13 protein-coding genes are annotated in these 17,513 nt (G+C 72.2%); 8 read left to right on the forward strand and 5 right to left on the reverse strand.

Annotated features, from left to right (window positions below):
* Positions 1 to 157: 157 nt before the first annotated feature.
* Genes C7474_RS14335 through C7474_RS14350 form a run of 4 tightly spaced genes read right to left on the reverse strand, consistent with a single transcriptional unit; the run spans position 158 to position 5,762 of the window.
* Positions 158 to 1,177 carry an NAD(P)H-dependent flavin oxidoreductase gene (locus tag C7474_RS14335; RefSeq protein ID WP_121061095.1) on the reverse strand — a complete coding sequence of 340 codons (1,020 nt, stop codon included), beginning with the start codon at positions 1,175 to 1,177 and terminating at the stop codon, positions 158 to 160.
* Entirely contained in the window at positions 1,170 to 3,353 is a 2,184-nt protein-coding gene (locus C7474_RS14340) for a 3-hydroxyacyl-CoA dehydrogenase NAD-binding domain-containing protein (protein ID WP_121061097.1), read from the reverse strand. The genes C7474_RS14335 and C7474_RS14340 overlap by 8 nt, the downstream gene beginning before the upstream one ends.
* Positions 3,354 to 3,378: 25 nt before the next feature.
* Complete coding sequence (locus tag C7474_RS14345) at positions 3,379 to 4,587, reverse strand: acetyl-CoA C-acetyltransferase (protein WP_121061099.1); 1,209 nt, start codon at positions 4,585 to 4,587, stop codon at positions 3,379 to 3,381.
* A gap of 23 nt (positions 4,588 to 4,610) precedes the next feature.
* Positions 4,611 to 5,762 (reverse strand): acyl-CoA dehydrogenase family protein, encoded by a 1,152-nt coding sequence (locus tag C7474_RS14350; RefSeq protein ID WP_121061101.1) that lies wholly within the window; start codon positions 5,760 to 5,762, stop codon positions 4,611 to 4,613.
* 158 nt (positions 5,763 to 5,920) lie between these two features.
* On the opposite strand from C7474_RS14350, the gene C7474_RS14355 reads away from it, so the two are divergent.
* The 6 genes from C7474_RS14355 (at position 5,921) to C7474_RS14380 (ending at position 12,537) form a co-directional block, all read left to right on the forward strand.
* Positions 5,921 to 6,712 (forward strand): SDR family oxidoreductase, encoded by a 792-nt coding sequence (locus C7474_RS14355; RefSeq protein WP_121061103.1) that lies wholly within the window; start codon positions 5,921 to 5,923, stop codon positions 6,710 to 6,712.
* Positions 6,709 to 7,920 carry an acyl-CoA dehydrogenase family protein gene (locus C7474_RS14360; RefSeq protein ID WP_121061105.1) on the forward strand — a complete coding sequence of 404 codons (1,212 nt, stop codon included), beginning with the start codon at positions 6,709 to 6,711 and terminating at the stop codon, positions 7,918 to 7,920. Before C7474_RS14355 ends, C7474_RS14360 begins: the two co-directional genes overlap by 4 nt.
* Complete coding sequence (locus C7474_RS14365) at positions 7,917 to 8,993, forward strand: phosphotransferase family protein (protein ID WP_121061108.1); 1,077 nt, start codon at positions 7,917 to 7,919, stop codon at positions 8,991 to 8,993. Before C7474_RS14360 ends, C7474_RS14365 begins: the two co-directional genes overlap by 4 nt.
* Before the next feature lie 66 nt (positions 8,994 to 9,059).
* Entirely contained in the window at positions 9,060 to 9,836 is a 777-nt protein-coding gene (locus C7474_RS14370) for an electron transfer flavoprotein subunit beta/FixA family protein (protein WP_121061110.1), read from the forward strand.
* An 11-nt stretch (positions 9,837 to 9,847) separates the two neighbouring features.
* Entirely contained in the window at positions 9,848 to 10,834 is a 987-nt protein-coding gene (locus tag C7474_RS14375) for an electron transfer flavoprotein subunit alpha/FixB family protein (protein ID WP_121061112.1), read from the forward strand.
* Entirely contained in the window at positions 10,834 to 12,537 is a 1,704-nt protein-coding gene (locus tag C7474_RS14380; RefSeq protein WP_121061114.1) for a cytochrome b/b6 domain-containing protein, read from the forward strand. Before C7474_RS14375 ends, C7474_RS14380 begins: the two co-directional genes overlap by 1 nt.
* Before the next feature lie 21 nt (positions 12,538 to 12,558).
* On the opposite strand, the gene C7474_RS14385 is transcribed toward C7474_RS14380, so the two are convergent.
* The gene (locus C7474_RS14385; protein WP_121061116.1) at positions 12,559 to 13,065 is read right to left on the reverse strand and encodes a GNAT family N-acetyltransferase; all 507 of its coding nucleotides are present in this window, start codon (positions 13,063 to 13,065) and stop codon (positions 12,559 to 12,561) included.
* A 117-nt stretch (positions 13,066 to 13,182) separates the two neighbouring features.
* Here C7474_RS14385 and C7474_RS14390 point away from each other — a divergent pair, with 117 nt between their 5' ends.
* Positions 13,183 to 13,743: an acyl-CoA thioesterase gene (locus C7474_RS14390; RefSeq protein WP_121061118.1), complete on the forward strand. Its 561-nt coding sequence runs from the start codon at positions 13,183 to 13,185 to the stop codon at positions 13,741 to 13,743.
* A 29-nt stretch (positions 13,744 to 13,772) separates the two neighbouring features.
* Positions 13,773 to 17,483: a proline dehydrogenase family protein gene (locus C7474_RS14395; RefSeq protein WP_121061120.1), complete on the forward strand. Its 3,711-nt coding sequence runs from the start codon at positions 13,773 to 13,775 to the stop codon at positions 17,481 to 17,483.
* Positions 17,484 to 17,513 lie beyond the last annotated feature (30 nt).

The following is a 17,513-nucleotide window of genomic DNA, read 5'->3' on the forward strand; positions in this document are numbered from 1 at the left end:
GCTCGCGCGTTTCGACTCGCTGCGCTCGCTCAACGACCGGAAGCACCGCCCCCCCGGTCGTTGAGCGAGGAGCGCAGCGACGAGTCGAAACGCGCCTCCGCACCCCGGGGCGTTTCGACTCGCTGCGCTCGCTCAACGACCGGGAGGCGAGAGAGGCTCAGGCGAACTGGGACAGGCGGCGGGTCAGCACCTCGTGGGCCTGCGCCACGGTGCGGCGCACCACCTCGCCCGCCGACGGGATGTCGCGGATGATGCCCTGCACCTGCCCGACGGTCCAGATGCCGGCCTCCACGTCACCGTCCTCGAACACCTTGCGTCCCCGCGCGCCCGCGACGAGCGGCTGCACGTCGGGGAACTGCCCGCCGTCCTTGAGGATCTGCACGACCTCGTCCGACACGGTGTTCTTCGCGACGCGCGCCGTGTTCCGCAGCGACCGGAAGATCAGGTTGGTGTCCAGCTCGGATGCCGCCACGATGCGCTCCTTGACCGACTGCGCGATCGGCGACTCGATGGTGCACATGAAGCGCGAGCCCATGTTCACGCCGTCGGCGCCGAGTGCGAGTGCGGCGGCGAGCCCGCGACCGTCGGCGAAGCCGCCCGACGCGATGAACGGGATCTCGAGCGCATCCGCGGCCGCGGGGATCAGCACCAGCCCCGGCACGTCGTCCTCGCCGGGATGCCCGGCGCATTCGAACCCGTCGATCGAAACCGCCGTCACCCCGACCTTCTGGGCCTTCAGGGCATGCCGTACCGACGTGCACTTGTGGATGATGCGCACGCCGTGCTCGCGGAACAGGTCCATGTGCGGCTCGGGGTTGGCCCCCGCCGTCTCGACGATCGTGATGCCGGCGTCGATGATCGCCCGCCGGTACTCGTCGTAGGGCGGCGGGGAGATCGACGGCAGGATCGTGAGGTTCACCCCGAACGGCTTGTCGGTGAGGGTGCGCGCCCGCTCGATCTCCTTCGTGAGGTCGGCCGGCGTCGGCTGGGTGAGGGCCGTGATCATGCCGAGGCCGCCGGCCTCCGACACGGCCGCGGCGAGTTCCGCGCGACCGACCCACATCATGCCGCCCTGCACGACGGGGTGCTCGATGCCGAGCGCCTCCGTGAACCGCGTGCGGAGCGTGGGCGTTTCGACTCGCTGCGCTCGCTCAACGACCGGTGTCTGGTCACTCATAGGTCTCACCGGCCTCGGCCTTCGCGACGAGGGATGCGGGCGGTTCGAAGCGGTCGCCGTAGGTCGCCGCCAGCTCGCGGGCTCGGGCGACGAAGCCGGGCAGTCCGCCCTCGTACTGGTTGGCGTACTGCAGCACCCCGCCGGTCCATGCCGGGAAGCCGATGCCGTAGATCGAGCCGATGTTCGCGTCGGCGACCGACGTGAGCACGCCCTTGTCGAGGCAGTCGACGGTGTCGATCACCTCGGCGAACAGCATCCGCTCCTGCAGGTCTTTCAGCGGGAGCGTCGTGCGCCCGGAGTCGTACTTCTCTCGCAGTCCGGGCCAGATGCCGACGCGGCGACCGTCGACGTAGTCGTAGAAGCCGCCGCCGGCCTTGCGTCCCGGGCGGCCGGCCTCGTCGACGATCCAGTCCATGACCGCCTCGGACGGATGCTCCGTCCACACGCCGCCCTCGGCCTCGACGGCCGCGCGCGTCTCCTGGCGGATCTTCTGCGACAGCGAGATGGTGAGCTCGTCGAGCAGCTGCAGCGCGCCGGCGGGGTAGCCGGCCTGCAGGGCCGCCTGCTCGACCGACACCGGCTCGACACCCTCGCCGACGGCGGCGACGGCCTCGGCGATGAAGGTGCCGATGACGCGGGAGGTGAAGAATCCGCGCGAGTCGTTGACGACGATCGGAGTCTTGCGGATCTGCAGCACGTAGTCGAACGTCTTCGCGAGCACCTCGTCGGAGGTGTTCTTGCCGCGCACGATCTCGACGAGCGGCATCTTGTCGACGGGCGAGAAGAAGTGGATGCCGATGAAATCTTCCCGGCGCTTCACGCCCTCGGAGAGCAGCGTGATCGGCAGGGTCGACGTGTTCGAGCCGAGTACGGCGTCGGGCAGGGCGACATCCTGGATCTCCTGGAACACCGCCTGCTTGACGGGCACCGACTCGAACACGGCCTCGATGACGAAGTCGACGCCCGCGAAGTCGGCCGCGTCGCCCGTGGTCGTGATCTTCGCGAGCAGCGCCTCGCTCTTCTCGGCCGTCGTCTTGCCGCGCGCGAGGGCCTTCTGCTCGAGGTTGCGCGCGTAGTCCTTGCCCTTCTCGGCGGCCTCGGCCGACACGTCCTTGAGTACGACGTCGATGCCGGCCTTCGCCGACACGTAGGCGATCGCGGCGCCCATCATCCCGGCGCCGATCACGCCGACCTTGGTCGCCTGGTACTTCGGGAAGCCCTCGGGACGCGAGGCGCCCGCGTTGATGGCCTGCAGGTCGAAGAAGAACGCCTTGATCATGTTCTTCGCGACCTGACCGTGGGTGAGGCTCACGAGGTAGCGCGTCTCGATGAGGGAGGCGGTGTCGAAATCGACGTAGGCGCCCTCGACCGCCGCGGCCAGCGCCGCCCGCGGTGCGGGCATCGGCGCGCCCTTGACCTGCTTGCGCAGCAGCGCCGGCAACGCGGGCAGCGTCGAGGCGACGCCGGGGGAGTTCGGGGCGCCGCCGGGCAGGCGGAAGCCCTTCTCGTCCCACGGCTTCACGGGCGCCGGGTTCGCGGCGATCCACTCGCGGGCGCGCGCGTCGAGCTCGGCGAGCGGGGCGACCTCGTCGACGATGCCGACGGCGAGCGCATCGGATGCCGAGAACCGCGTCGCGGGGAGGATGACCTCCTGCAGCGCCTTCTGCAGTCCCAGCATCCGCACCGTGCGGGTCACGCCGCCGCCGCCGGGGAGCAGGCCGAGCGACACCTCGGGCAGCCCGAACTGGGCGCCGCGCACGTCGGATGCCGCAATGCGGTGGTGTGTGGCGAGGGCGACTTCGAGCCCGCCGCCGAGCGCGGTGCCGTTGAGGACCGACACGACCGGTCTGCCGAGCTTCTCGACGCGGCGCAGCAGCGCCTTGACGTGGTCGATGTGCGCCGTCTCCTCGGCGGCCTTGGCCGGGTCGGCGGCTCGCAGCAGGTTGAGGTCGCCGCCGGCGAACCAGCTCTTCTTCGCCGAGGCGAGAATGACGCCCGTGATCTCGTCGCGCTCCGCCTCGAGCCGGTCGACCGTGGCCTCCAGTGCCGACACGAAGTGCGGGTTCATCGTGTTGACCGAGCTGTCGGGGTCGTCCATCGTGATCGTGACGATGCCGTCGGCATCCTTCTGCCAGGCGTAGCCCGTGTAGACGGGGGCGTCGGTGGTGATGCTCATCTCCGGTTCTCCTTCGTTCCCGCGCTCAGACGCGCTCGATGATGGTGGCGATGCCCATTCCGGCCCCGACGCACAGGGTCGCGAGGCCGCGCTTCAGGTCGCGGCGCTCGAGCTCGTCGAGCAGGGTGCCGAGGATCATGGCGCCGGTCGCGCCCAGCGGGTGGCCCATCGCGATGGCGCCGCCGTTGACGTTGACCTTGTCGTCGGGGATGCCGAGGTCTTTCTGCCACTTCATGACGACGGCGGCGAAGGCCTCGTTGAGCTCGAACAGGTCGATGTCGTCGACACCGAGTCCGGCGCGCTCGAGCGCCTTCCGCGTCGCGGGGGTGGGCCCGGTGAGCATGATCGTCGGGTCGGAGCCGGTGACGGCGGTCGCGACGATGCGGGCGCGCGGGGTCAGTCCCGCCGCCTCGCCCGCCGCCCGCGAGCCGATCACCATGAGGGCGGCGCCGTCGACGATGCCCGACGAGTTGCCGGGGCCGTGCACGTGGTCGATCTTCTCGACCCAGTGGTACTTCTGCAGTGCGACGGCGTCGAAGCCGGCCTGTTCGCCGATCCCCGCGAAGGATGCCGGCAGGGCGCCGAGCGAGGCGACAGTGGAGCCGGGGCGGCGGTGCTCGTCGTGGTCGAGCACGGTGACGCCGTTGATGTCGGCGACCGGAACGATCGACTTCGCGAACCGGCCCTCTTGCCACGCCGTCTCGGCGCGCGCCTGCGAGCGGGCGGCGAAGGCGTCGACGTCCTCGCGGCTGAACCCTTCGATCGTGGCGATCAGGTCGGCGCCGATGCCCTGCGGCACGAAGTACGCGTCGTAGTTGGTGGTGGGGTCCTGCGCGTACGCCCCTCCGTCGGAGCCGATCGGCACGCGCGACATCGACTCGACGCCGCCCGCGAGCACGAGGTCCTCGAACCCGGAGGCGACTTTCTGGGCGGCGAGGTTCACGGCCTCGAGCCCCGAGGCGCAGAACCGGTTGACCTGCACGCCGGCGACCGTCTCAGGCAGGCCCGCCACGAGCGCGGCGGTGCGGGCGATGTCCCCGCCCTGCTCGCCGACGGGCGAGACGACGCCGAGCACGATGTCGTCGACGTCGGCGGGATCCAGTCCCGGGTTGCGCTGCTTCAACGCATCGATGAGCGTGACGACGAGGTCGACGGGCTTGGTGCCGTGCAGCGCCCCGCCCTTGTTGCGGCCGCGCGGCGTGCGCACGGCGTCGTAGATGAAGGCATCGGTCATGGTGGTTGCTCCCGTCCGGGTGGTCACAGTCCGAGGTCCCGACCGACGATCTCTTTCATGATCTCGGTGGTCCCGCCGTAGATGGTGGTGATGCGCGCGTCGAGGTAGTCCTGCGCGATGCGGTACTCCTTCATGTACCCGTAGCCGCCGTGCAGCTGCAGGCAGCGGTTCACGATGTCGACGTACTGCTCGGTCGTCCAGAACTTGGCGGCTGCGGCATCCGTCGCCGACAGCTTCCCGTCGACGTGCTGGCGGATGGCCGCGTCGATGTAGGCGCGGCTGACGGCGGTCGCGGTGACCATGTCGGCCAGCTCGAACCGGGTGTTCTGGAACGAGGCGACGGGCTTGCCGAAGGCGGTGCGCTCGGTGACGTAGGTGCGGGTGCGCTCCAGCACGCCCTCGCTGGCCGCGACGGCGGCCGCCGCGATCGACAGACGCTCCTGCGGCAGGTTCTTCATGAGACCGAGGAAGCCGGAGCCCTCCGGCCCGAGCAGGTTCGCCGCGGGCACGCGCACGTCTTCGAAGACGAGCTCGCTGGTGTCCTGCGAGTGCAGTCCGACCTTGTCGAGGTTCTTGCCGCGTCTGAAGCCGTCCATGCCGCGCTCGATCACGAGCAGGCTCAGGCCCTTGTGCGGGTCGGGCGAGGTGCGCACGGCGGTCGCGACGAGGTCGGCGTTCTGGCCGTTGGAGATGAAGATCTTCGACCCGTTGACGATGTAGTCGTCGCCGTCGCGCACCGCCGAGGTGCGGATGCCGGCGAGGTCGCTGCCGGTGCCGGGCTCGGTCATCGCGATCGCCGTGATCAGCTCGCCCGCCGCGATCCCCGGCAGCCAGCGCTGCTTCTGGTCGTCGTCGGTCAGGTCGGTGAAGTAGGGGATCGTGATGTCGTTGGACAGGGCGATGCCGGCCATGCCGTTCGAGACGGGATTGCGGGCGAGCTCCTCGCCCATGATCGCGTTGAAGCGGAAGTCGTCGGCGCCGCCGCCGCCGTAGGCCTCGTCGATCGCGAACCCGAGGATGCCCGCTTCGGCGGCCTGCGCGAACAGCTCGCGGTCGACCTTGCCCTCGGCCTCCCAGCGCTCGACGTGGGGCTTCGCGTTGCGTTCGACGAACTCGCGCACGAGCTCGCGGAACTGCTCGTGCTCTTCGTCGTACAGGTCTCTCGTCAGCGCCATCGCCGTCCGTCCTTCCCGACCGCTCCCTCGCGACCGTTGGTTTTTATTATGCATTAGAAACCGGATGCTGCAACTCTGCAATCCCTCAGCGTTTCCCGAGTTGCGCTCGGCGATCGTTTTAATCAGGATTAGATAATCCGACCATCGAAGGAGATGTCATGACGGATGCGCCCACGCCGGACGGCCCGTTCGCGGGCCGCGTCGCCCTCGTCACCGGCGCGAGCCGCGGGATCGGCTTCGCCATCGCACGGCGCCTCGTCGCGGGAGGGGCCGCCGTCTGCCTCACCGCGCGCCGCGCCGAACCGCTCGCCGAGGCCGTCGCGGCCCTCACGGCCGTCCGCGGAGCGGAGGGGCGCGCGATCGGCCTCGCCGGCGGGGCCGACGACCCCGCGCACCGCGCCGAGGTGTTCGCCGCCGTGCAGCGCACGTACGGGCGCCTCGACATCCTCGTCAACAACGCCGGCATCAACCCGGTCTACGGTCCGCTCGTCGGCCTCGACCTCGACGCCGCGCGCAAGATCCTCGAGGTCAACGTGATCGGCACCCTCGCGTGGACGCAGGCGGCGCTGGCCGCCGGGCTCGGCGCGCACGAGGGTGCCGCGATCGTCGACGTCTCGTCGGTCACCGGCGACATCCCCTCGCCCGGCATCGGGTGGTACGGCGTGAGCAAGGCCGCCGTCAGCCACCTGACCCGCACCCTCGCGGTCGAGCTCGCGCCGCGCGTGCGGGTGAACGCCGTCGCGCCCGCCGTCGTGAAGACCCGGTTCGCGCGGGCGCTGTACGCCGAGAACGAAGCCGAGGTCACCGCCGCGTACCCGCTCGGACGCCTCGGCGACCCCGACGACGTCGCCGAAGCGGTCGCCTTCCTCGCCTCGCCCGCCGCATCCTGGATCACCGGGCAGGTGCTCACCCTCGACGGCGGCCTGCTGCAGGCGGGAGGCACGGCGTGAGCGCGCGGTCGGAGGTCGCCGACCGCACCCGCTCCTTCGTCCGCGAGGTCGTGATCCCCGCCGAGCCGGCGTGGGGGCGGACGCTCCCGGATGCCGAGCTCGCGCGGTTGCGCGCGCTCGCGCGGGAGGCGGGCGTGTTCGCCCCCCACGCGCCCACCGCGCTCGGCGGGCTCGGGCTGCCGCTGCGCGAGTGGTCGCCGGTGTTCCAGGAGGCGGGCTACTCGCCGATCGGACCGGCCGTGCTCAACGCCATGGCGCCCGACGAGGGCAACATGCGCCTGCTGGAGGTCGTGGCATCCGACGAGCAGCAGGAGCGCTACCTGCGTCCGCTCGTGGCGGGCGACGTGCGCTCGGTGTTCGCGATGACCGAGCCGCACCCGGGCGCCGGATCCGACCCCGACGCGCTCGCCACCACGGCCCGCCGCGTCGACGGGGGATGGCTCGTCTCGGGTGAGAAGCGGTTCATCTCGGGGGCCGAGGGCGCCGCGTTCGCGATCGTCATGGCGCGCACCGAGGCGACGGGCGACCACGGGGCGGGCGCGACGATGCTGCTGACCCCGATGGATGCCGCCGGCATCCGGATCGGCCCGTCGATCGGCACGATCGAAGCCGCCATCGCCGGCGGGCACCCGTACGTGCGCTTCGACGACGTGTTCGTGCCCGACGCCGACGTGCTCGGCGCTCCCGGGCAGGGCTTCCGCTACGCGCAGGTGCGGCTGGGGCCCGCCCGGCTCACCCACTGCATGCGCTGGCTCGGCCTCGCCCGACGCGCGCAGCACACCGCGCTGGACCGCGCGAACGGGCGCGAGCTGTTCGGGTCGCCGCTGGCCGACCTCGGCGTCGCGCAGGCGCTGCTGGCCGACAGCGAGATCGACCTGGCCACCTCCGACGCGGTGATCGACGCCGCCGCGGCGGCGCTCGAGCGCTCCGACCGGGAGGGTGCGGCGTTGTCGTCGATCGCCAAGGTGCACTGCTCCGAGGCGGTCTGGCGGGTCATCGACCGCGCCGTGCAGCTGTGCGGCGGCGACGGGGTCTCCAGCGGCCTGCCGCTGATCCAGTACCTCAACGAGGTGCGGCCGTTCCGCATCTACGACGGCTCGAGCGAGACGCACCGCTGGGCGATCGCGCGCCGGGCGTCCCGTGCGCGCGCCCGCGCCGTCGCCGCCGGTGAGCCGCGGCTCGACATCGCCGTGCGGGGCGACGGATGATCACCGAACCCGACGGGGTCGACGTCGTCCGCACCGCTGCGGACGCGGCCGCGCTCGAGCGCCCGCCGCTGCTGATCGTCGACACGGTCGCCGCCTATCTGCAGCAGGAGGGGCTCGGCGACGGCACGCTCGCGTGGGAGCGCATCGGCGAGGGGCAGTCGAACATCACCTACGCGATCCGCAGCGGTGGGCGCGACCTCGTGCTGCGGCGCGGCCCGCGCCCGCCGCTGCCGCCGTCGGCCCACGACATGGCCCGCGAGGCGCGCATCCAGCGCCTGCTCGCGGATGCCGAGGTTCCGGTGCCGGCGATCCTCGCGGTGTGCGAAGACCCCGCGGTGCTCGGTGTGCCGTTCTACGTCATGGCCCGCGTGGACGGCGAGGTCGTCACCGACACGCTGCCCGCGCCGTTCGCCGACCCCGAGCAGCACGCCCCGCTCGCCTTCGCCGCCGTCGACGCACTGGCCGACCTGCACGCGGTGGACGTGGCATCCGGCCCCCTCGCGGGGATCGGCCGCCCCGACGGCTACCTGGAACGGCAGGTGCGTCGCTTCGCGGGTCTGTGGGCGGGCAACACGCGCCGCGACCTGCCGCTGGTCGCCGAGCTCGCCGACCGGCTGCAGGGCCGCATCCCGCGCACGCAGCGGCACGCCGTCGTGCACGGCGACTTCCGCATCGGCAACCTCATGTACGCCACCGGCCGCCCGCCGCGCATCGCCGCGATCCTCGACTGGGAGATGGCGACGCTCGGCGACCCGCTCGCCGACCTCGGCTACTTCACCGCGACGTACGCGCGTCCCGGTGTGCGCGAGACGCCGCTGGAGCTGACGACCGTGACGCGCGGCGAGCACTTCCCCGACACGGCCCATCTCGTCGAGCGCTACACCCGGCGGCATCCGCTCGACGTGTCCGACCTCGGCTGGTACGAGGCGCTCGCGCTGTGGAAGGCGGCCGTGTTCTGCGAAGCGCTCTATACCCGGTGGCGGGCCGGCGAGCGGCCGGGAGACACCTTCGGGCCGACGCTCGAAGAGGGCGTGCCGCGGCTGCTGGAGGCCGCCCATGAGCGGATGGCGTAACGCGGCGACCCGCGTCGGAGCGACGCGCAGGGAGATGAATAGACTCGGTGGACGGAGGATCCCCCTATGAAGATCGTGGTGCTGGTCAAGGAAGTCCCGGACACCTATGGAGACCGCAAGCTCGACCTCGAGACCGGTCTCGCACAGCGGGCCGCGTCGGAGCGTGTGATCGACGAGATCGGCGAGCGCGCGCTCGAAGTCGCGCTCAGCCACGCCGACGCGAACGCCGGAACCGAGGTCGTCGTGCTGTCGATGGCGCCCGAAGAGGCGCAGGCCTCGGTGCGCAAGGCGCTCGCGATGGGGGCGGCATCCGCCGTGCAGGTCGTCGACCCGGCCCTCGCCGGCGCCGACCTCGGCGTCACCGCGAAGGTGCTCGCCGCGGCGGTGCAGCGCGCCGGCTTCGACCTCGTGATCACCGGCAACCTGTCGACCGACGGCTCGGGCGGGGTCATCCCCGCGATGATCGCCGAGCGCCTCGGGGTGCCGCAGGCCACGGCGCTGTCGGCCGTGACGATCACCGACACCACCGTTTCGGGCACGCGCGCGACGGATGCCGGCACGGCACAGGTCAGCGCACCCCTGCCCGCCGTGATCTCGATCACCGAGGCGCTGCCGGATGCCCGCTTCCCCAACTTCAAGGGCATCATGGCGGCCAAGAAGAAACCGCTCGAGGTGGTGACGCTCGCCGACCTCGGGATCGACGTCGACCCGGCATCCGCGCCGCAGACGATCCTCACCGCCGTGGGCGCGAAGCCGCCGCGGGGTGCGGGCGTGAAGATCACCGACGAGGGCGACGCCGGCGAGCAGCTGGCCGCCTTCCTCATCGAGAACCGACTGGCCTGAGGAGCGCCGACATGACCTTCGCAGCCGATTCCGTCCTCGTCCTCCTCGACGTCACCCCCGCCGGCGAGCTCGCCTCGTCGTCCGCGGGCCTGCTCGGCGCCGCCGCGCAGATCGGCACGCCCGTCGCGCTCGTCGTCGCCGGCGACCACGCCCTGCCCACTCTGGCCGCTGCGGCCGGGTCACTCGGTGCCGCCGCCGTGCTGACGGCCGGCCTGAACGGCGCCGACACCCAGCTGACCGTGCCGCTCGTCGATGCGCTCACCGCCGCGGCGCAGCTCGTCGAACCCGACGCCGTGCTCGTGTCGAACTCGATCGAGGGGCGCGACGTCGCCGGACGCTTCGCCGCCCGCACGGATGCCGCCCTCGCCGTCGACGCGGTCGGCGTCGCCCGCGACGAGGAGGGCGTGCTCGCGCACCACTCGGTCTACGGCGGCGCCTTCACGGCCACCTCGGCGCCGACGTTCGGCCCGCTCGTCGTGACCGTGCGTCAGGGCGCCGTCGACGCGCGCGCCGAGGCCGTCGCCGCGCCGGAGGTCACCGCGCTGACGGTGACGCCGTCGGGTGCGGCCGCCGCGTCCATCGAATCGTTCGACGCCGCCGTCGTCGAGTCGTCGCGGCCCGAGCTGCGCGGGGCGCCCAAGGTCGTCGCCGGCGGCCGCGGGCTCGGATCGCTCGAGAAGTTCGTGCTGGTCGAGCAGCTCGCCGATGCGCTCGGCGCGGCCGTCGGCGCCTCGCGCGCCGCCGTCGATGCCGGCTACATCCCGTACGCGCACCAGGTCGGGCAGACCGGTGTGTCGGTGTCGCCGCAGCTGTACGTCGCGCTCGGCATCTCGGGCGCGATCCAGCACAAGGCGGGCATGCAGACGGCCAAGACGATCGTCGCGATCAATAAGGACGGCGACGCGCCCATCTTCGACATCGCCGACTTCGGCATCGTGGGTGACGTGTTCCAGGTGGTTCCGCAGCTGATCGCCGCCCTCGAGGCGAAGAAGGCGTGATGGCCCTCAGCGGGCGCGCGCTGCGCCGGGGCTTGCCCCGCGTGGTCGGGGGAGAGCCCTGGCCTCCCGCCGGCGTGCCCGCCGGCTCCGGGGCCGCTGCCGCTCCTGCCGCCGCCGCCACGCAGGTGGCCGCGAGCGCTCCCGAGGTCGCCGCGCCGGTGCTCGCCGACGCGGTTGCCGCCCCGGGCGCCGTGACGCCCGCGGGGCTCCACGAACCGGCGGCGCCGGAACAGGATGGTGGCGCCGGAGCGGCATCGGTCCCGGGGGTGGCGCTGCGCCGCGGGCTGCCGCGCGTGCCGGGCGGGGAGGCGTGGCCGTCGGCATCCGTCTCCGCTCCGCAGTCGGTTGTGGCGACCTCGGCCGCCGTCGAGCCGCCACAGGTGACTGCTGAGTGTGAGGCTGCGCCGGCGACTGTGGCTCCCCCGTCAGTTGTGGCGACCCCGGATGCGGCGAACCCGCCACTTGTGGCTGGGGAGCCGGGAGCGGAACTGCGACGCGGACTGCCCCGCACCGCCGGCGGCGACGCCTGGCCTCCGGCCGGCACCGCCCGCATCCTCGCCGCGCCCGCCGTCGCCGCCGAAACTGCGGATGCCGGTGCCACGAGCCCCGGGCCGGCCGCATCCGCCGTTCCCGCAGCATCTGCCGAGCCCGCATCGGCCGTCACGGAGGCCGCCGCGGTCGCCCGCCCGGCGGATCCCCGGGCGCCGCTGACGGTGCCGCGCACGGTGTGGCCCGGACGCGCCGCCTTCCACCGACCTCCCGCCAAGCCCGAACCGCAGCGCGTCGGACCGTTCACGAAGGCGCAGTGGGCCGGTGTCGTCGTCATCGGCGGAGGCGGACTGCTCGTCGCCGCGGCCCTTGCGGTGCTGTTCGTGCGTGCCTTCCTCAGCCTCCCGTTCATGCAGGACTTCCTCGCGGCCTACCCAGGCGAGTACCACTTGCCCGAGAGCGCGCCCGTCGGCATCCCGGCGTGGCTCGGCTGGCAGCACTTCCTCAACGGCTTCTTCATGCTGCTCATCATCAAGACGGGCCTGACGATCCGCACCGAGAAGCGGCCCGCCGTGTTCTGGACGCCGCGGCGCAACAAGAAGGGCAAGACGAGCCTCACGATCTGGCTGCACCAGTCGATCGACCTGCTGTGGATCGTCAACGGACTCGTGTTCGTCGTGCTGCTGTTCGTCACCGGGCAGTGGATGCGGATCGTGCCGACGAGCTGGGAGGTCTTCCCCAACGCGCTCTCCGCCGCCCTGCAGTACGTGTCGCTGGACTGGCCGACCGAGAACGGCTGGGTGAACTACAACTCGCTGCAGCAGCTCGCCTACTTCTCGACCGTGTTCCTCGCGGCTCCGCTCGCGTTCGTCACCGGCATCCGCATGAGCGGGGTGTGGCCCAAGAAGGCGCCGAAGCTCAACGCCGCGTACCCGATCGAGTGGGCCCGGAAGGTGCACTTCCCGGTGATGCTGTTCTTCGTCGTGTTCATCGTCGTGCACGTCGCCCTCGTGCTGTCGACGGGGGCGCTGCGCAACCTCAACCACATGTACGCGGCGCAGGGGTCGACCGATCCCACCGCCTACGCCGACAACTGGCTCGGCTTCTGGATGTTCGTCCTGTCGCTCGTCGCGATGGCCGGCGCCTGGATCGCCGCGCGCCCCCTCGTCGTCGCCCCCATCGCCCGGATATTCGGCACGGTCAGCGGACGCTGATCGCGCCGATACCCAGCCGGGTCAGCGGACGAAGCGGACCTCGGTGAGCGTCTCGCCCAGGAAGGGCTCGGTGTGCGTCGCGCCGTCGAGGGTGAAGCCGTTGCGCGTGTAGAAGCGGTGCGCGCGGGGGTTGTCCTCGGCGACCCACAGGTACGCCGCCTCGCCCTCGTCGATCGCGGCGTCGAACAGCTTCTGGCCGATGCCGGTGCCGTGGTACGCGTCGAGCAGGTAGATGAAGTAGAGCTCGCGGAAGCTCGGGGCGTCTTTGTCGCGGGCGGGACCCGAGCCGACGAACCCGACGATCTCGCCGTCGACGAGCGCGGCGAACATCCGGAAATCCTCGCCCTGCGCGGCCCAGTGGGTCCACAGCTCGGCGAGGCGCTTGGGCGACACGTTCTCGAGTGCGGCCTTGCTGATGAGGTGGTCGTACGTCTCGTGCCAGCACGTCGCGTGGACCCGCCCGAGGGCCTCGGCATCCACGTCGCGAACGGGACGGACGACGCTGTCGGTCTTCGATTCGGCTTCCATGCGGCTGATGCTACGTGCGGCCGGGAGAAACGCGAAATCGCCGCGGCGGGGGTCGGATGGAGGAACCCGACAACCGGTTTTCGGGGTCGCCGGGGGCAGCCGCTAACATCGCGCCTCGTGAACGTGTGGTGGCGGACCCTGCTGACGATCTGGCGCGCGAAGGTGCTGCTGCGACGGCGCGGACCCATCCCGCCCCGGTCGGTCGGCCGCATCCGGCTGCGCACGCTCCCCACCGACATCGACCTGCTGATGCACATGAACAACGGGCGCTACGCGTCGCTGTTCGACCTCGGGCGCTTCGACCTGCTCATCCGCACCGGCCTGTGGGACGCGATGAACTCCCACGACTGGTACGCGGTGGTCGCCAGCGAGACCGTCACCTTCCGCAAGTCGCTGCAGCTCTGGCAGCGCTTCACCGTCGAGTCGCGGCTGTACGGCCACGACGACAAGGCCGTTTACCAGATCCACCGCGCCGTGGTCGGCGGCGAGGTGTACGCCGAGATGATCGTGCGCGCCCGGTTCCTGCGCAAGGGCGGCGGCGTCGTCAACACCGACGAGCTGTTCGCGGCCCTCGGCCGGCCCGACGACCTGCCGCCGCTGCCGCAGTGGATCTCCGACTGGGCGACGGGTGCGGCGCTGCCGTCGACCCGCGCCGACGCGCCCAGCCTCTGGGACTGACGCCGAGGGCGCGGTCGTAGGCTGGGCGCATGCCGGACACCTCCCCCGCGGCGCCACAAGCGCCGCGCGCCGACCTGGCCGCGCGGGCGATCGAGCTCGCACAGCGCTGGGTGACCGCATCCGCCTCGGTCGACGTCGATCCCGCGGCCCAGCGCCTGGCCGGCGTGCTGAAGGATCCGAACGGGCTCCCGTTCACGATCGGCTTCGTCGACGGGGTCATGCGCCCCGAATCGCTGAGCGCCGCCGCGGCGAATCTGCAGCGCGTCGCGCCGCTCGTCCCCGACTTCCTGCCCTGGTACCTGCGCGGTGCCGTGCGCACCGGCGGCGCCGTCGCCCCCGTGCTGCCGGCGCCCACCGTGCCGATCGCCCGGCGGGTGCTGCGCGAGATGGTGGGGCACCTCGTCGTCGACGCCCGCGAGGAGAAGCTCGGTCCCGCGATCGCGAAGCTGCGCGAATCCGGTGCGCGCCTCAACCTGAACCTCCTCGGCGAAGCGGTGCTCGGTGAGCACGAGGCGCTGCGCCGGCTCGACGGCATCCACGACCTCATCCGGCGCCCCGACGTCGACTACGTCTCGGTGAAGGTGTCGGCCGTCGCCAGCCACATCTCGATGTGGGCGTTCGACGAGGTCGTCGACGCCGTCGTGGAGCGGCTGCTGCCGCTGTACCTGTCGGCCGCGCAGGATGCGACCTTCATCAACCTCGACATGGAGGAGTACCGCGACCTCGACCTGACCATCGCGGTGTTCACCCGCATCCTCGAAGACCCGCGGCTGACCGGTCTCGAGGCGGGCATCGTGCTGCAGGCCTACCTGCCCGACGCGCGTCCCGCCCTGCAGGAACTCACGGCGTGGGCGCGGCAGCGCGTGGCCGACGGCGGCGCGCGCATCAAGGTGCGCCTCGTCAAGGGCGCCAACCTCGCGATGGAGCGGGTGGATGCCGTGATGCACGGCTGGGCGCTGGCCACCCACCGCTCCAAGCTCGACTCCGACGCGAGCTACCTGCGCTGCCTCGACGAGGCGCTGCAGCCCCGCAACACCGCCGCGGTGCGCATCGGCGTCGCCGGCCACAATCTGTTCGACATCGCCTACGCGTGGCTGCTCGCCGGCGAGCGGGGCGTGCGCGACGACCTCGAGTTCGAGATGCTGCTCGGCATGGCGCAGGGCCAGGTCGACGCCGTCGCCCGCGATGTCGGTCACGTGCTGCTGTACGTGCCGGTCGTGCGTCCCGACGAATTCGACGTCGCCATCAGCTACCTCGTGCGCCGGCTCGAGGAGAACGCCTCGAGCGAGAACTTCCTCTCCGCCGCGTTCGACCTCGCCGCCGACCCGGCGATGTTCGAGCGGGAGGAGCAGCGCTTCGTCGCGTCGGTCGAGCGCGCCGCTGACCCCGCCCTCCCCGAGGGGCCCAAACGCACGCAGGACCGCACCGCGCCGCCGGCCGACGCCGCGCCGCGCCGCACCCGTGCGGCTGCCGAATCGGATGCCGGGCTGACGCAGGCGGTGCTCGGCATCGCACGGGCCGCCGTCGCCGAGCCGGAGGAGACCCAGCCGCTGGCGCCGGGCGTTCCGGCGGAGCTGTTCGGCGGTGCGGAGATCGTCGAGACGGCGGTGTTCGCCTCGCACGAGTCGGCGGCGCGCGCGTACGGCGCCCCCGGCTTCGAGAACACCCCCGACAGTGACCCCGCCCTGCCCGCCAACCGCGCGTGGGCGCGCGACATCCTCGCGCGGGTCGAGACCTCCGCTGCCGGTGAGGCGACCATCGCCGCCGCGCGCATCGACGACGCCGACGTGCTCGAGGCGACCGTCGCGCGCGTGCGCACCGCTGCAGAGGCGTGGGGTGCGCGCCCCGCGGCCGACCGCTCGGCCGTGCTGCAGGCCGCCGCTGCGGCACTCGAGGCGCGACGGGGTGAGCTCATCGAGGTCGCCGCATCCGAGACCGGCAAGGTCTTCGCCGAGGCGGACGTCGAAGTGAGCGAGGCCGTCGACTTCGCGAACTACTACGCGGCCACCGCGCGCGAGCTCGACCGCGTCAGCGGCGCCGTCTTCGTGCCGGCGCGTCTGACGGTGGTCACGCCGCCGTGGAACTTCCCCGTCGCGATCCCGGCCGGCGGGGTGCTCGCCGCTCTCGCCGCCGGCTCCGGCGTCGTCTTCAAGCCCGCCCCGCAGGCGCGCCGCTGCGCCGCCGTCGTGGCCGACGCGCTGTGGGAGGCCGGCGTGCCGCGCGATCTGCTCGCCCTCGTCGACCTCGACGAAGGCGCCCTGGGGCAGCGGCTCGTCTGGCACCCGCACGTCGACCGCGTCATCCTCACCGGCGCGTGGGACACCGCCGCCCTGTTCCGCTCGTGGCGCCCCGACCTGCCGCTGCTGGCCGAGACGAGCGGCAAGAACGCCCTGATCGTGATGCCCTCCGCCGACCTCGACCTCGCGGCATCCGACCTCGTCAAGAGCGCGTTCGGGCATGCCGGGCAGAAGTGCTCGGCGGCCTCGCTCGCGATCCTCGTCGGTCCCGTCGGCCGCTCGCAGCGCTTCCGGCGCCAGCTCGTGGATGCCGTGCGCTCGCTGCGGGTCGGCCCGCCGTCCGACCCCCTCAGCGAGGTCGGACCCGTCGTCGAGGCGCCGAGCGGCAAGCTGCAGTGGGCGCTGACGACCCTCGACGAGGGCGAGGAATGGCTCGTCGAGCCCCGCGAACTCGACGCTGCTCCCGAGTATGCCGGGCGGTTGTGGAGCCCCGGCATCCGGGTCGGCGTGCAGCCCGGGTCGCGCATGCATCTCGAGGAGTTCTTCGGCCCCGTGCTCGGCGTGCTGCACGCGCACTCGCTGAGCCACGCGATCGAGCTGCAGAACCAGGTGGCGTACGGGCTCACCGCCGGGCTCCACACGCAGAACCCCGACGACCTCGCGCTCTGGCTCGACCGCGTCGAGGCGGGGAACCTCTACGTCAACCGGGGCATCACGGGGGCGATCGTGCAGCGTCAGCCGTTCGGCGGCTGGAAGCGCTCGTCGGTCGGCCCCGGCACGAAGGCGGGCGGCCCGAACTACCTCATCGGCCTCGGCTCGTGGCGTGCCACCAGCGGCGCCGCGTCGTCGGCGACCCTGCACCTGCGCGGCCTCGACACCCGCATCACGACCGTCATCGAGGCGGCGCAGCCGTCGCTGGACTACGAGGCGTTCGAGTGGCTGCGTCGCGGTGCGCTGTCCGACGCGATCGCGTGGGACCGCGAGTTCGGCCGCGTGCGCGACGTCTCGCAGCTGAAGGTCGAGCGCAACCTCTTCCGGTACCGCGCCGTGCCCGTCGCCATCCGGGCGACCGCCGATGCCGGCTGGAACGCCGTGCTGCGGGTCGTTGTCGCGGGGGTGCGCGCCGGCGCGGCGATGACCCTCAGCGCACCCGTCGGCATCCCGGCATCCGTGCGGCACGCCCTGTCGGGACTCGACGTGCCGGTGTTCCTCGACACCGATGACGAGTGGATCCAGCGCATGACGCGCGAGGTCGACCCGCTCGACCCTGTGCAGACGGCGCGGCCGGGCCGCGTGCGGCTCGTCGGCGGGCCGGACTCGGTCGCCGCGCTCGCCGCACGCCTCGCCCAGGCGACCGGCGGCGACCCCGACCTGGCCGTCTACGCCGGCGAGGTGACCACGGCGGGGCGGATCGAGCTGCTGCCGTTCCTGCACGAGCAGTCGGTCACGATCACCGCGCACCGCTTCGGCAACCTCGACGACTGGTCCGCCGACGTGATCTGAGCCGCGCGGATGCCGGGGCGCTATGCCCCT

It is taken from the genome of Microbacterium telephonicum, assembly GCF_003651225.1.
Taxonomy (GTDB): domain Bacteria; phylum Actinomycetota; class Actinomycetes; order Actinomycetales; family Microbacteriaceae; genus Microbacterium; species Microbacterium telephonicum.